Annotated in this window: 13 protein-coding genes; 2 read left to right on the forward strand and 11 right to left on the reverse strand. The window is 67.3% G+C overall.

Features of this window, described 5'->3' with window-relative positions:
- Positions 1-121 precede the first annotated feature (121 nt).
- From AOA12_RS24000 to casA, 9 genes are all read right to left on the reverse strand, one after another.
- Positions 122-256 (reverse strand): hypothetical protein, encoded by a 135-nt coding sequence (locus AOA12_RS24000; protein ID WP_257720150.1) that lies wholly within the window; start codon positions 254-256, stop codon positions 122-124.
- The gene (purL, locus tag AOA12_RS00785) at positions 253-2,574 is read right to left on the reverse strand and encodes a phosphoribosylformylglycinamidine synthase subunit PurL (RefSeq protein ID WP_054678821.1); all 2,322 of its coding nucleotides are present in this window, start codon (positions 2,572-2,574) and stop codon (positions 253-255) included. The genes AOA12_RS24000 and purL overlap by 4 nt, the downstream gene beginning before the upstream one ends.
- A 236-nt stretch (positions 2,575-2,810) precedes the next feature.
- On the reverse strand, positions 2,811-3,170 hold the full coding sequence (gene cas2e / locus AOA12_RS00790; protein ID WP_054678825.1) for a type I-E CRISPR-associated endoribonuclease Cas2e: 360 nt from the start codon (positions 3,168-3,170) through the stop codon (positions 2,811-2,813).
- The gene (gene cas1e, locus AOA12_RS00795; protein ID WP_231637151.1) at positions 3,170-4,072 is read right to left on the reverse strand and encodes a type I-E CRISPR-associated endonuclease Cas1e; all 903 of its coding nucleotides are present in this window, start codon (positions 4,070-4,072) and stop codon (positions 3,170-3,172) included. Before cas1e ends, cas2e begins: the two co-directional genes overlap by 1 nt.
- Before the next feature lie 43 nt (positions 4,073-4,115).
- On the reverse strand, positions 4,116-4,802 hold the full coding sequence (gene cas6e / locus AOA12_RS00800) for a type I-E CRISPR-associated protein Cas6/Cse3/CasE (protein WP_054678831.1): 687 nt from the start codon (positions 4,800-4,802) through the stop codon (positions 4,116-4,118).
- On the reverse strand, positions 4,802-5,593 hold the full coding sequence (gene cas5e, locus AOA12_RS00805) for a type I-E CRISPR-associated protein Cas5/CasD (RefSeq protein WP_082405839.1): 792 nt from the start codon (positions 5,591-5,593) through the stop codon (positions 4,802-4,804). Before cas5e ends, cas6e begins: the two co-directional genes overlap by 1 nt.
- Positions 5,590-6,729, reverse strand: coding sequence for a type I-E CRISPR-associated protein Cas7/Cse4/CasC (cas7e, locus tag AOA12_RS00810; protein WP_054678834.1), 1,140 nt, complete (start codon positions 6,727-6,729; stop codon positions 5,590-5,592). The genes cas5e and cas7e overlap by 4 nt, the downstream gene beginning before the upstream one ends.
- Before the next feature lie 23 nt (positions 6,730-6,752).
- Positions 6,753-7,418, reverse strand: a complete 666-nt coding sequence (gene casB, locus AOA12_RS00815) for a type I-E CRISPR-associated protein Cse2/CasB (RefSeq protein WP_054678837.1) — start codon at positions 7,416-7,418, stop codon at positions 6,753-6,755.
- Positions 7,415-9,097, reverse strand: coding sequence for a type I-E CRISPR-associated protein Cse1/CasA (casA, locus tag AOA12_RS22425; protein ID WP_082405840.1), 1,683 nt, complete (start codon positions 9,095-9,097; stop codon positions 7,415-7,417). Before casA ends, casB begins: the two co-directional genes overlap by 4 nt.
- Positions 9,098-9,416: 319 nt before the next feature.
- On the opposite strand from casA, the gene AOA12_RS00830 reads away from it, so the two are divergent.
- On the forward strand, positions 9,417-9,677 hold the full coding sequence (locus AOA12_RS00830; RefSeq protein WP_054678845.1) for a type II toxin-antitoxin system Phd/YefM family antitoxin: 261 nt from the start codon (positions 9,417-9,419) through the stop codon (positions 9,675-9,677).
- A 2-nt stretch (positions 9,678-9,679) separates the two neighbouring features.
- The gene (locus tag AOA12_RS00835) at positions 9,680-9,946 is read left to right on the forward strand and encodes a type II toxin-antitoxin system RelE family toxin (protein ID WP_054678848.1); all 267 of its coding nucleotides are present in this window, start codon (positions 9,680-9,682) and stop codon (positions 9,944-9,946) included.
- Positions 9,947-9,994: 48 nt separating this feature from the next.
- Here AOA12_RS00835 and AOA12_RS00840 read toward each other — a convergent pair whose 3' ends face one another.
- Both AOA12_RS00840 and AOA12_RS00845 read right to left on the reverse strand, forming a co-directional pair.
- Complete coding sequence (locus AOA12_RS00840) at positions 9,995-12,892, reverse strand: CRISPR-associated helicase/endonuclease Cas3 (RefSeq protein ID WP_054678851.1); 2,898 nt, start codon at positions 12,890-12,892, stop codon at positions 9,995-9,997.
- A 250-nt stretch (positions 12,893-13,142) separates the two neighbouring features.
- Positions 13,143-14,390: an IS256 family transposase gene (locus AOA12_RS00845; RefSeq protein ID WP_054678492.1), complete on the reverse strand. Its 1,248-nt coding sequence runs from the start codon at positions 14,388-14,390 to the stop codon at positions 13,143-13,145.
- Between the last annotated feature and the right edge of the window lie 145 nt (positions 14,391-14,535).

Below are 14,535 nucleotides of genomic sequence, written 5' to 3' on the forward strand. Positions count from 1 at the left end.
CTCGCGAAGACAATCGGCACCCTCGCGGAGATAACTCGCACCCTCGCGGAGACAACTGGCACCCTCGCGAAGACAACTGGCACCCTCGCGGAGATAACTGGCACCCTCGCGGACGAAGGCGCTACCCGAAGATCAGGGCGAGCACGGTCGCGCCGCCGCCGACGAGCACGAGCGAGATGATCGCGACCCAGGCGGTGATGCGCGTGCGGCGCGCGCGCCGATCGGCGAAACCGGCGTACTCGTCGGCGTCGCTCATGCGTGAGCCTCCTGCACGACCGGTCCGAACGCGGCGGGCAGTGTGTCGCCCGATAGAGCGCGCAGCTCGGTCAGCTCGATGCGGAACACGTCCTGCACCTCGAGCGCCGGCTCGTCGCCGTCGGCCGCTGAGTCGGTGACGCCGATGCGCAGCACCGGGTAGCCGCGCCCCTCGCACAGGCCGCGGAACTTCACGTCCTCCTCGCGGGGCACGGTCACGATGACGCGGCCGGTGGACTCCGAGAAGAGCGCGGTCGCGGCATCCACGCCGTCCCGCTCCATGATCTCGGTGAGCCACACGCGGGCGCCGACGCCGAAGCGCAGCACGCCGTCGGCGAGCGACTGCGCCAGCCCGCCGCCGGAGAGGTCGTGCGCGCTGGAGACGAGGCCCTGGTCGGAGCCGGCGCGCAGCAGGTCGGCGAGCTTGCGCTCGGCCTCGAAGTTGACCTTCGGGGGGCGTCCGCCGAGATGGTCGTGCACGACCTCGGCCCACTCCGAGCCGCTCAGCTCGATCGCCGTGACGCCGAGCAGGTAGATGTTCTCGCCCGGGTCCTGCCAGCCCGACGGGATGCGGCGGGCGACGTCGTCGATGACGCCCAGCACGCCCACGACGGGCGTCGGGAAGATGGGGGTGTCGCCGGTCTGGTTGTAGAAGCTGACGTTGCCGCCCGTGACGGGGATGCCGAGCTCGCGGCATCCGTCGGCCAGACCCTGCACGGCGCGCTGGAACTGCCACATGACCTCGGGATTCTCGGGGCTTCCGAAGTTGAGGCAGTCGGTGACGGCGGCGGGGGTCGCGCCCGTGACGGCGACGTTGCGGTACGCCTCGGCGAGGGCGTGCTGGGCGCCCGCGTAGGGGTCGAGCTGGCAGAAGCGGCCGTCGCAGTCGGTGGAGATCGCGAAGCCGAGGCCCGAGTGCTCGTCGACGCGGATCATGCCCGCGTCGTCGGGGAAGCTCAGGGCGGTGTTTCCCATCACGTAGTAGTCGTACTGGTTGGTGACCCACGACTTGTCGGAGAGGTTGGCGCTGGAGATGAGGCCACGGAACTGCTCCGTGAGCACGGCAGGGTCGTTCGAGCGCTCGAGCTTGGTGGCGGTGTCCTCCTGCAGCGCGTCGATCCACTCGGGGTACGCGATGGGACGCTCGTAGACCGGGCCGTCGACCGCGACGGTGGCGGGGTCGACGTCAACGATCTGCTCGCCGTGCCAGAAGATCTGCAAGCGGCCGTCGCCGGTGACCTCGCCGAGCACGGACGTCTCGACGTCCCACCGGGTGGTGACGGCGAGGAAGTCGTCGAGCTTCTCGGGCGCGACGATCGCCATCATGCGCTCCTGGCTCTCGCTCATGAGGATCTCCTCGGGCGTGAGCGTGGGGTCGCGCAGCAGCACGTTCTCCAGGTCGACGCGCATGCCCGAGCCGCCGTTCGCGGCGAGCTCGCTCGTGGCGCACGAGATGCCCGCGGCACCGAGGTCCTGGATCGCCTCGACGAGGTCGCTCTTGTAGAGCTCGAGGCAGCACTCGATGAGCACCTTCTCGGCGAAGGGGTCGCCGACCTGCACCGCGGGCCGCTTCGTGGGACCCTTCTCGTCGAACGAGTCGGATGCCAGGATGCTCGCGCCGCCGATGCCGTCGCCGCCCGTGCGGGCGCCGAACAGCACGACCTTGTTGCCAGCGCCCGAGGCGTTGGCGAGCTTGAGGTCTTCGTGACGCAGCACGCCGACCGCGAGCGCGTTGACGAGCGGATTGCGCTGGTAGACGGAGTTGAAGTAGGTCTCGCCGCCGATGTTGGGCAGGCCCAGGCAGTTGGCGTAGAACGAGATGCCGCTCACGACGCCGTGCACCACGCGCGCCGTGTCGGGGTCGTCGACCGCGCCGAAGCGCAGCTGGTCCATCACCGCGACGGGGCGGGCCCCCATCGAGATGATGTCGCGCACGATGCCGCCGACACCGGTCGCCGCGCCCTGGAACGGCTCGATGTACGACGGGTGGTTGTGGCTCTCGACCTTGAAGGTGACCGCCCAGCCCTCGCCGATGTCGATCACGCCCGCGTTCTGCCCCATGCCGACCATGAGGTTCTTCTTCATCTCGTCGGTCATGTCGCGACCGAACTCGCGCAGGTGCACCTTGGAGGACTTGTAGGAGCAGTGCTCGCTCCACATCACCGAGTACATCGCCAGCTCGCCGCTCGTGGGCCGGCGGCCGAGGATCTCGCGGATCTTCGCGTACTCGTCGTCCTTGAGGCCCAGGGCGCCGTACGGCTGCTCCTTCTCAGGGGTGGCGATCGCGTTTTCGACGGTGTCTGCGACGGGGGTGCTCACGCGGCTGAACTCCTGAATGTTGGGATGCCGGACGTGACAATGCTACTAAATCCCCCTGATCAGGATTTTATCTGGATTCGGAAACCCCATATAAGAGGGAGTTCATTGCCCCGCAATGGCGAGGAGCACTTTACTGACGATGATGCCCCGTATAAGAGGGAAGGATCATCCTCGCGTGGGCGAGGAGTCGAGCGCGCATCCAAAGCTCTCAGCTCATCGTCTCACGCCTCGACAATCTAGCGTGCCCGACGTCGCGCTGCCTTGCTCCATCCGGTACGAGAGGGCTGCCCTGCTTTGCTGGCCGATTCCCTAGGAGGCCCGTCCGTGCTGGGTCGCAGCATCAGCGTGATGCCATCGATGTCGACGGGCTCCCAGTGATGGCCGTGCACGAGGAAGGACAGGCCTTGCTCATTGCGGGCAGAGAAGACCATGATCGCGCGTCCAGTCCGCACCATCTCAATTGTGCGCTGCCACATCAGCTCTCGGACGCGCCGCGAGACGCGACCGACGAACACGCCGGCGGAGATCTCCAGCAGCCAGCGGGTGAGGTAGCCGCGGAGGCCAGGTGGGCAGGCCGAGAGCACCAGCACGACCATCAGAGATCGGTCCCGTATCCGGTGCCCGCGGCGACGCTGCGCTGCGAGCCGTCCCAGAGCCGCACGACGTTCTCGGCGAGCTCGTCGTCTGCAGCATCCTCGTTGTCCGGCAGGAGCAGATGACGGATGTCGTGCACGCACCGGTCGAGAAACGCTCCGCCGTGCATCTGATCGCGCAGGGCCCGCCGGGCCTCGGCTCCGATGTCGAACGGCTCCTCCTTGGCGAGGTCGAAGGCGAGCGGGATCGTGAGATCAGCCTTGTAGAGATCGGCGATGTCGTACACGAAGGAGCGCACGTGCCCGGTGTGCACGAAGCCGAGCCCGGGCGAGCAGCCGAGGGCCACGATCACCGAGTGCACGACGCCGTACAGGCTGATGTTGGCTGCGGAGAGGGCCTGGTTCACCGGATCGCTGCTCTCGAACGACTCCACGTCGTAGTCGCGACCGCTCCACTTCACGCCGGTGCGGCGCGAGTGCTCGCGGTATGCACGGCGGATGCGGGCGCCTTCCCTGCCGCGAAGCTGCTGCATCGTGAGCCCTGTGGTGTCCTCCCCGGGAAACCGCATGGCGTACATCTCGCGCGCGACCCGCAGGCGCGCGGACTGGTTGGTGACGAGCTTCGCCTGTGCCTCGAGGAACCGCGAGCTGTGCGCGAGCGAGCGCCCGTGTGCGTAATAGCGCACGCCCTCCTCGCCCACCCACACCACGGTCGACCCGCTCTCGGCCATCAGCACCATCGCCTGCTGCGACACGGTCGTGCCGGGACCGAGCATGAGGGCGCCGAGGGTGGCCGCCGGGATGTGGATCACACCGCGCTCATCGGTCGCCGTGATCGCGTTCGCGTCGCGGTGGATCTTGCAGCGCTCCAGATAGATGAAGGTCAGACGATCCTGCGCACGCACCAGCTCAGGGAGCGAGGGTGGCTTCGGTCCCTTCGCCATGGCGTCACCGCACCGGCGCGATCGTCATCAGACCGCATCCGTAGCCCTTCGCGCGGCCGATGCCGTGACCGAGCGCGTGAACGAACCGGTCGCGGTCGGTCACGATCAGGCGCCCCTCATAGGTGGCGACCCGCAGGGTGACCGCGGTCTCCCTGCGGGTGAAGCTGAGGGTGCGTCGGTCTTTGACGAGCAGAGCGTGCGCCGGATCGGCATCCGGGCCTGTTTCGACCTCATCGGGGCCGAGCAGGTCGATGTGGATGCCGAGGCGTTCTTGCCGATCCAGAAGCCACTGCTCCTGCTGGCGCACCGTGACGTGGCCGTACACCTTGCCGCGGGTGCCCCCGGGGAGTCGTTCGCTGCGCACCGGGTTCGCGGTGAGACGGAACAGATAGCGATGGTCGTTCTCGACGCGCTCCAGGAGCGGCGCGTAGGGCCGCACCTGCCAGCTGTCCTCCCGGGTCGGCCACCCCGCCTGCTCCGCGATGTGCGTGAGGTCGGGAGGCTCCGGGCTCACGATGTACAGGTGAGTACGGTGCGGCTCGGCGTCGAGGCGCCAGAGCACGCGACCAGTGTCGCGGGGACTCGGATCGGGGAATGCGGCGAGCACCGCCGCGTGCAGCGCGTGAGGGGACGTGAGCAGAGGCCGACCGGTGCGGCGCGCAGGATTGAGCTGGATGCGGGACAGGAACATCAGACCTCCTTGTCGCTCACGAGGAGCATGGGGTCGTGCGCAGGCGGGGCGAAGCCGCGGCGCGGGGCGGAGGCGCCCACGCCGCTCCACCTGGCGGCGCCGGGCTCGGCGGCATCCGCTTCGGGCTCGACACCGGGGGTGGGGATGCTGAGAAACCGCACGTCGCGCCAGGCATAGCGACGTCGGCGCGGATCGAAGCTCACCGGAACGTCTTCGAGGCTCAGATCGGCCTGCTCGTCGGACGCGGCGTCGACGAGCGCGTCGAGGGCTGCGGGCACCACCTGCCGATCAGCGCGCCGTCCGCCCTTCGCGGCACCCTGCCAGGGGTGGCTGTGGAGCGCATCGAGCAGCGACGCATCGATGACGTCGGCAGGAACGGGGCCGGCCGGCGGAAAGGCGCGGCGGCCGAGATACAGCGGGTAGCGCGGGGCGCTGAGCGCCTCGCGCAACTCGGCGATCAGAGCGGCATCCGTGCTCTCCAGGCCCGCCACGAACACGGCATCCGCTAGGTACGCGCGATACGACAGTGGCATCGAGGTCTTCCCGTCGAGGGTGCGCGCGGTCTGGAAGTCGGTCTCGACACGCCCTGGCCGGTCGATGCGGACCCCGAAGCGGATGTCATCGAAGCGGTCGAGGGGCTCGGTGCGATCCATGCCGAGGGCGGCGGCGACCAGCCCGAGCACGCCGCTGCGCGTCGGCGCCCGCTCAGTGCCGCGGGTCGCGAACCGGCTGCGCGAGCCCCAGGCCTGCTGCGGGCCGCGCAGGGTGAGCAGCAGCGTCTGTGCGCTCACGACTGTCCTTCGAGGCGCTCCGCGACAGCCGATCCGAGCCTGGTGACGGCGTCGTCGAGCGACACCCGCTCTCCGAGGGCGTCGAGTGCCTCGGTCGCAGCGCCCGTGCGCACGACCCACGTCGACACGGGAGTCGTGCCGTAGGCGGCGTCTATCTGCTGGGCTTCGTCGGCGAGCCGCTCGCTGGCCAGGCGGAGGCGCGGCTGCTCGGTGATGGCCTCCTCGAACGCACCGGCGAGGTTCACCGGCTGCGTGTTGCGGATGCTGATCACCACGGCGTTGGGCAGGGTGCGGTTCGCGAAGGTGTTCTGCTTGCCGGTGGGCATGCTGGTGGTGAAGGCGCGGACGAAGGCCTCCACAGCGCGGACCGCGGCCTTCGCGTCACCGAGGTTGCGCTGCAGTGCATCCACGTCGACGGTCGCGTACCGGTACAGCGTCGATGCGTTGAACTCGACCGTGCCGATCATGCCGGCGCCGGCGTCCTCCTCGCTGTCGGCGTTCTTGTGGTCGTCGACGGCCGTGAAGTAGTCGAACTCGTTGTCGACGGGATGCACGCTGATCGCGTGCGCGACCTGGCAGGCGGCGTCGACATTGAGATCGCTCGAGTCGGCGACCATGCGCCCGAACAGCGCGAGGTCGATGGAGTTGCCCTCGGTGAGCGCCTTCTTCACGCCATCGCCCTTGAGCTGAGCCTTCGGATCGTCGGCCCTGTCGGCCTCGATGCACATGTCGGCGACCTGATCGAGCTGGCGAGAGCTGAGGAAGAGGAGGTAGCCCGACTCGTCGGGGAGCGGGCTCTCCGGGGTGGAGCGGCGCGGCGCGCTCAGCTTGATACCGGCGGCGGTGAAGGCGAGGCCGGCGAGCTCCTGTGCGCGCTCCGCGCTGATCTCCGGGCTGCGGGTCAGGATGCGCTCGCCGAGAAGCTCGACCACGCGCTTGGTGCGCACGCCGAGCTGCGAGCCGTCGAGCACGCTGTTGAACAGCAGCCTGGTGGGGCGTTTCCACGCCTGGCTCGATACGCGGGCGCGGCGGGTGCCGCCGTACACTGCGGACTTCGGGCTGCCGGTGTCGTCGCGGTTGAGGTTGCTCGGCGGGACCGTCTGCAGGATGTTGATGTCGACGATGGTGCGGGTCATGGTGGGCTCCTGGATCTTCGAGGTCAGTCGTTGTCGTCGGCGTCGTCGCCGTCTGAGTCTTCGGTCTCGGGGTCGTCTGCGTTGCGGACGCGGTAGAAGTCGCGTCCCCAGGCGAGGCGCACGCTGTCGGCCCCGGAGGGGAACTGCAGGTAGTAGAGATCGCGGGCGAAGCGTCCGTAGTCGAGGGGGATGCCGTTCGCGCGCAGCTGCTGTATGAGGCCTCGTGCGTGGTGGAGGCGCTCCTCCCAGGAGGTCGCCGTCGCGACGGCGGTGAAGCGCGCGCGGACGGCATCCGGGTTGCCCGTGTGCCGGCCGAGCAGTCGTGCGGACCGCCCGAACGAGTAGCCGACCCGATGCATCGATGCCGTGCGCTGCGACTGCTGATGGAGCGCGAAGAGGGTCATGGCCGCGTGGGCGGCGATCTCGGCGTGAGTCGGGTGATCGCCGCGGAGCTTTTCCGGAGCAGGCTCGACGTCGGCGACCGTGTGACCGAGGATGCGCGCGTCGGCCCCGGGACCCTGGTTGATGCCGCGGCGGAGGAGGGCGAGCGCAGCGACGGCGGTGCTGACGTTGCCCTGATACTCCTTCTGCAGTCGGGATGTGCGTGCGGCGACGATGCGCTCCAGCCGTTCCACGGGGGTCTCGGTGCGCTTCTCCGCGGTCGGCGCGGTGCTGGTCTCGGTGCTCATGCTGCGGCATCCTCTCTGGTGGGCTTGCCGAAGGTCTTGTCGAGGGCGCGGAGGAACCAGCCCTCGGCGCGGGGGGCGGTGACGAGCTCGGTGCTCCCGCCGCGGCTGACCTCGCGGCCCTTCCACGCGGCAGGGCCCGCCTGGGCGAGGATGTCGGCCCCGATCCGGCGCAGGATGCCGCGGGCGGTGTGCTTCCACGTCTCGATCGCGTCGAGAGGGTCGACATCGTCGTCCAGTGAGGCGAGCCAGGAGCGGTAGGGGCGGTCGAGCGCTGCGTAGGCGGCCTCCACGGCGCGGTCACGTGACGCCTCGCCTGTTCCCCCGGCGGCGCGCTCGAGGTTCTCCGCGAGCCGGCGGACGGCAGAGACGCCCTCATCCGCGAGGCTGACGGCGTGCTCGGCCTGGACAGCGAGCGAGCGGTTGCGCTCGCGAAGGAGTGCGAGGGGAAGGAGCACCGTGTCGTCGATCAGCTCATCGACTTTGGAATTCTGCGTTCCGTATGCAACGCCGATTGCCCGAAGCTGGATCCGAGGAGAGCCGTCCAGGAGGTCCTTGTTATCCAGGTGCGACAGCCACTCCATGATTCCCGGAATACAGTTGCTTGGGACGGAGGTTTTCGGGAACGGTTGAGTGATGCCGGGGAGCAATGCACCTATGCCGCGCCATAGGGCTCGATCCCTCCTGTGAGTTCGTGGCATGTAGGTTGGTTGCTTGCCTGGAGCCTTCTTCGTTTGGTCGGGGCTATATGTCCAAGCCGTCATTGGTTCATGTACTTGGAGGTTCTGAGCACCGAGGCGATCACCGTTAGCGACTAGACACCCGACTACTTGATTGCCTTCAGCGAAGAGCCGTACTCTCCTCGACTGCCACGTGTATAGCCGTACTGGTCCGTTGGGTGCGAGATTGACTCGCTCTGCGGCTGAATCCGGTTCGTGGTCTTCCCAGGGCGGAATGTCGCGCTCGAGATCCCTCGTGATTCCAGACTTATTCCCGACAAGGTTGAGGAGTAGCGTGTCGGATAGGTTCCGACCTCGAGCGTATACTCCTCCAAGGAGGCCGCTCCAGGCTGGTATGCCCATTGTAGAACCTCGGCCGTTCGAGAACGAGAAATGACCTGGAACCCCTGACTTAATTCCTGATATATCGAACGCCTGGATGTTGACCAGCCAACGTGCAGCCTCTGGGAGCGGCAAGGAGGAAAGCCCAGCCCCTGCGCGGCTGGTGAAGTGACGGTTGTTGCTGGGCACGTCGAAAATAAGTGGAGAGACATCTTTCTTCTTCTCGCTGAGAAGCTTGGCATTCTGAATCGTCAAATCAGCTACCTGGAAGAACGGGCGCTCGCCGTCGAGCAGCCAGAAGCGGTCGTGGAACGCGTCGAGGTAGTCGTCGATGTCGTAGAGGGGGAGCCCGTTCTTCCAGAGTCTGCTCCAGGAGTCGGGCGTGACGTCGTCGCTGATCGCGCGGTAAAGGATCGCCAGCAGCAGTCGGAGGATCGAGAAGGTCTGGGTGGGGAGCTCGCCGACGATGTCGCGGATCTCATGTGCGCGATGGAACGCCTCACGGATCGACACCTCGGTCGTACGCCCGTCGAGCCGGCGCACCGAGATCCAGGGATCGTCGATGAGGTTGAGGTTCGAGGGCTCGACGCTGCTTGAGGCCGTGCTGCTCGTGGAAAGCATCTGTGCTCCTTTGGCTTCGATACCTCTGGTTGTCGCGTCGGGGTCGTGTCCGAGGTTGGTGGCAAGGTGTGGCTAGGAGGCCAATGTAGCGGAGATGATGCGAGAATGCAAATAAAACAAACCTCTCCCTTTGCCCGCTCCACAGGTCACATGTTAGCGATTTGCATCGCAGAACTGCACAAATGGATCCTCGCGGAGGCGAGGAGCACGCCCGTTCGGCAGGTCACATGGGATCATCCCCGCAGTGCAGGGAGCGTGACGACCTTACCTCGTGAAGGCCAAAAGGGGAATTATGTACATAACGGATATAGTGTCGGCTATGGACACGCTCGACCGCTCGCTCAGCACTCGTGAACTCCGCGAGACGCTCGCCGATGTCGTTGGGCGAGTCTCGTACGGCAACGAGCGCATCGGCATCACTCGCCACGGCAAGCTGGCGGCGGTCGTGATCGGTGTCGAGGACTTCGAGCTCCTCGAGGCGCTGGAGGATGCGCGGGATCTTGCGGAGTTCCGGGCGGCTGAGGAAGCCGACGACGGCGTGCGCATCTCGCTGGCCGAACTGCGTGACGAACTGGGCTGAGAATGTCATACACGGTCGAGTTCAGCTCGGCTGCGTCCCGCGAACTGCGCAAGCTCGACCCGCCGATCCGTCGACGCATCCTGGGCGCGATCTCAGAGCTGGAGGTCGCGCCACGACCCTCTGGCGCCAAGCGGCTTGTCGGGAACGAGGAGATCTGGCGCATCCGTGTCGGCGACTATCGCGTTCTCTACCGGGTGCTGGATCAGGTCGTCACCGTCCGGATCGTCCGCGTGGCCCACCGTCGGGCCGTGTACGAGAACATGCCCTGACGTAGCGGCTCTTGGGGGTCGAACCACCGAGGCCTGGCAGAGGGCTGGTCACGTGCGGCGCTGGTAGTCGAGTCCGTCCTCGAAGGAGTAGAAGAGGTCGAACTCGTTGAGGCGCGCGTACCCGTCTTCGTCGAACACGAGAGTCAGCTCGCCCTTCAACGCGTGACTCGCATGCCATGACGGCAGCTCGAATGTGCGCTCAAGCTCGGAGATGTGGCGGTCCAGCGCATTGCCGTGGCACATGCCGGCGGGCAGGCGGAGGAAGCATCCGAGGAGGGTCCGCGTGAGCGCGGCATCCGGTGGTTCGTTGTCGGGTATCTGTTCTCCGCCGTGCTCCTCCAGCCAGGCAGGCGTGCGCAGGATGCCATCGGAACCTCGTTGCACGACGACCACCTCGAGAGTCTCCTCGGTGTCGCGCACCGTCGCGCGGCCCGGGGGTGCGAAATCCGGATCCTCGTCCGGGTTGCGGATCCATCCGATGAGGCTGGGATCATCGCCCGTGACGGCGCCGAGGGCAAAGGTTTGCGCGCGGCGCTGCTTGTCGGCGATCTCCTCGCGGCGTGCATGGACGGCTTCGTCGTGAGCCGGCATCCAATCGTCGGGAATGAAGTCAGCATCGTCGCCGTAGACCTGCTCGACCAAGGGGGCGATGTCGTCGGGCAGCGTCAGCGCATCGCGTTCGCGCACCGCGGCGAGGGTGCGCAACAGCAGCGCCTCGCCGTAGACGACGGAGCTGCCGCGGTCGATCCCGGGCGGGTTCGTCGACCAGTCGACGCCGGTGATCACCAGCCGCGGCGTTCGCAGCGCTTCAGGGCGGTCGGCGCGGTGATGGCGATGCATCCGTCCGGTCCGCTGCAGGAGGAGGTCGATGGGCGCGACATCCGATACGAGCAGGTCGAAGTCGACGTCGAGCGACTGCTCGATCACCTGGGTGGCGACAACAATGCTCCGCGGGGGACGCGCACCGTGTCGCCCGTAGAGGCCGAGCAGCTCTCTGTCTTTGCGGGCGCGGTCCACACCGAGGTATCGTGAGTGCGCGACGGTCACGGGGATGTCGGGGAACATCTCTCGCAGCACGGCTGCGGTCTCCTGCGCACGTCGCACAGTGTTGCGGATGACGGCGACATTGCCGCCGTCTGCGAGCGCATCGCGCAAGAGGCCGGCCAGGCCCGATTCATCGTCATCGATGCGGCCGAGGAGAACTCGGCGCGGTGCAGAAGACGCGGCTGGTGTGGCGACGGTCGGGGCCTCCGTGCCGTTGGACACGGTGATGGCCGGATAGCCGATCAGTCCGCCGATGCCAGGGTACGGCACAGGTGTGGGCTCTCCGGCATCCTGTGCCCTGCGTTTCTCCGACCAGGAGCGCTTGACGCGCGGTGGGGATGGCTGGAGGGACCGGCGCCCGCGGTCATACGCCGCGATGTAGTCGCGTCGCTTCTGTGAGGGGAGTGTCGCCGAGAGCAGGATGACGGGAGTCTCGTATGCGCCGAGCCATTCGAGGACGCGGGTGAGGAACCTGTCCATGTAGTCGTCGTATGCGTGGACCTCGTCGATGATCACCACCTTGCCGGCGAGCGCCAGGTGGCGGAGCATCAGGTAGCGGCTGCGCAGGCCTGCGAAGAGCGCCTGATCGACGGTTCCGACGACGAAGCTCGACAGTGGCCCGCGGCGGGAATCGCTGAACCAGCGGTGGGCGATGAGCGATGAAGTGTCGCTCTCGGTGTCGTCTCGAGCGGGATTGTCAGGCGCGATCGAGCGGAAGGACGTTTCCTCGACGAGCTGCGCATACTCCTCGTTGAGCTGTGCTCTCGAACGGGCGAGGAACACGCTCGAGGGCGTGTCGAGGCGCAGGCGGTCGGCCCAGGCGAGGACACGGGAGAACATGCCGTCGGAGGTCGCCTGTGTGGGCAGGCCCACGAAGATCCCGCTGGTGCCGAATCTTCCGGCGAGGATCTCAGCGGCGAGGAGCGCCGCCTCGGTCTTGCCCGAGCCCATCTCGGCCTCGAGGATCAGCAGCTCGGGACGTTCCAGACGGAGCGCCTGCTCGACCAGAGCGATCTGCGTGGCATGCGGTGTGGCGTCATCGGGAAGGTCGAATCGGGCGGCGAGGAGCGCGGCGGCATCCGTGCTCTCTGGCTGCGCGTGCCAGGGCCCGGGGAAGCCGAGACGAGACCATGCGCGTGTGACGCGCGCATCCGTCGTCTCCGTCGGCTGTGCGCCGAGCGGGGCGGAGGGAAACAGATCGCTGCTTGCGATCCAGTCGGCGACGATGACCAGCGCGCTCAGCACCACCAGCGCGGGCTGCGTGAGGGAACTGTCGCGCCAGGCGCGGATGCTGTCGCCATCCGTGAACTGCCCGTCTGCCCAGTGGAGCAGCTCGTCACGCGTCTCAATCCATGGTCCTTCGCCGATGAAGTGCGGCAGATCTTGGGCGGCACGGATGTTCGCGGCATCCGCCGGACGCCCATGGTGTGCTGCGGCGACGCTGGCGATCCGGTCGGCCACGTCTGCGTCGAATCCGTGCCGGTCGCGCAGATGTGCGCGGATCGCGAGGAAGCTCACCAGCTCATGACGGGTGCTGCGGCGCTGATCGTCATCGCGAATGCGCGGGTCTGCGACGAGACCAGCGCGACGCATGCCATCGGCGAGCCCGCCGACCTGCACTGCGAACGCAGGGGACGTCTTGCCGATGTCGTGTGTTCCCGCCAGCCAGACGAGCTGCGAGCGCGCCGCCTCGTCGGAGCCAACGGATCGGGAGAGGAGATCTTTGATGGAACGGGGCGCCCACTCATCCCAGAGCCGCGCAGCGACGCCGGCGGCGTCAGCGAGGTGCTGGTGGAGCGGCAGCCAGCCGACCAGTGCGTGGCCGTCTGCATGGTCGAGGAACGACTTCGCCCATACAGTGAGCGCACGGTCGCTCAGTGACGGCGGGGTGGTATGCGGCATGGACCTCCGATCCTTGGCGGCAGAGTATCGGACGGGTCAGACATCACATGCCGAACAGGTGAGGGGTGTTGCGCCAGTCAGCCGCTCGGATGTCATTGGTTGAGCGGGGCAGCCGACACATTCTGGAAGGGATGCCGTCGATGTCGTTCTACAGTTCTCAGGCCAGCAAGATGCTCCTCGCATCACGGGGATGAGGTCAAGCCCCGGGACGTGGTGTAGCGGACGGTGATCCTTCTGTTGTTGATTTCGGTTAGGCGCTGAGCTCGAGGACGGTGTCGGTGTTCACCTCCTCTCCGGTGTCGGCGACGAGGGTGAGGCGGGACTTGGCAAGGATCTCGAGGCCGAGGTAGCGGCGGCCCTCGACCCATTCGTCAGTCTGCTCGGCGAGGACCGCGCCGACGAGGCGGATGATCGCGTCGCGATTGGGGAAGATGCCCACGGAATCGGTGCGGCGGCGGATCTCCCGGTTGAGGCGCTCGTTCGGATTGTTCGACCAAATCTGCTGCCAGAGCCCGTCGGGGAACCCGGTGAACGCGAGGATGTCCGCCCTCGCGGCGTCGAGGTGCTCGAACGCGTCGGGGAGTTTCCCGTCGACGTAGTCCAGCAGCCGGTCGAACTGGGCGTGCACGGCGTCCTTGTCGGGCTGGTCGTAGACGGAGTGCAGCATCGCTTTCACCGCCGGCCACATGGCCTTCGGTGTCACGCTCATCAGGTTCGCCGCGTAGTGGGTTCTGCATCTCTGCCAGACAGCTCCGGGCAGGTTCGCCGAGATCGCTTCCACCAGCCCGGCGTGCGCGTCGGAGGTGACCAGGCGGACCCCGCCGAGGCCGCGGGCGACGAGGTCGGCGAAGAACGAGTTCCAGGCCGCCCCGGTCTCGCTGGTCGCCACGCGCAGGCCGAGGACTTCGCGATGCCCGTCCCCATTCACGCCGGTCGCGATGAGCACGACCGCGTTGATCACGCGGCCGCCTTCGCGGACCTTCATGGTGAGCGCGTCGGCGGCGACGAACGTGAACGGGCCTGCATCATCGAGCGGGCGGTGACGGAACTGGTCGACGTGCTCGTCGAGGTCCGCCGCCATCCGCGAGACCTGCGACTTCGACAGCGAGTGGATCCCGAGAGTCTTCACGAGCTTGTCCATCCGTCGGGTGGAGACGCCGGCGAGGTAGCAGTCCGCGACCACGGTGATCAGCGCCGTCTCGGCCCGCTTACGGCGCTCCAGCAACCACTCCGGGAAGTAGGTTCCGGTGCGCAGCTTCGGGATCTGAACGTCGATCGTGCCGACACGAGTGTCCAGGTCGCGGTGCCGGTAGCCGTTGCGTTGGGCGGTGCGGTCGGGGCTGGGCTTGCCCCATTCGGCGCCGACAACAGCGTCCGCGTCGGCGGACAGCAGCGCGTTGATCATCGTCTGCAGCAACTGCCGCATCAGATCGGGAGATCCGTCGGCAAGGGCTTCACCGAGCAGGCGGGCAGGGTCGACAATATGAGGTGCGGTCATCGTGATGATGCCTTTCGAGTGGGATGTGAGAGTTTCCTCGAAGGATCACACGGTGACCGCGCCCACGTCCAAGACAGGACCGGCAGCCACCGCGCGCTACACCACGTTAAGGGGCACTACTGGGGATGATTCCTGTCTCAAGCCC

Source organism: Microbacterium sp. No. 7 (genome assembly GCF_001314225.1).
Lineage (GTDB): Bacteria > Actinomycetota > Actinomycetes > Actinomycetales > Microbacteriaceae > Microbacterium.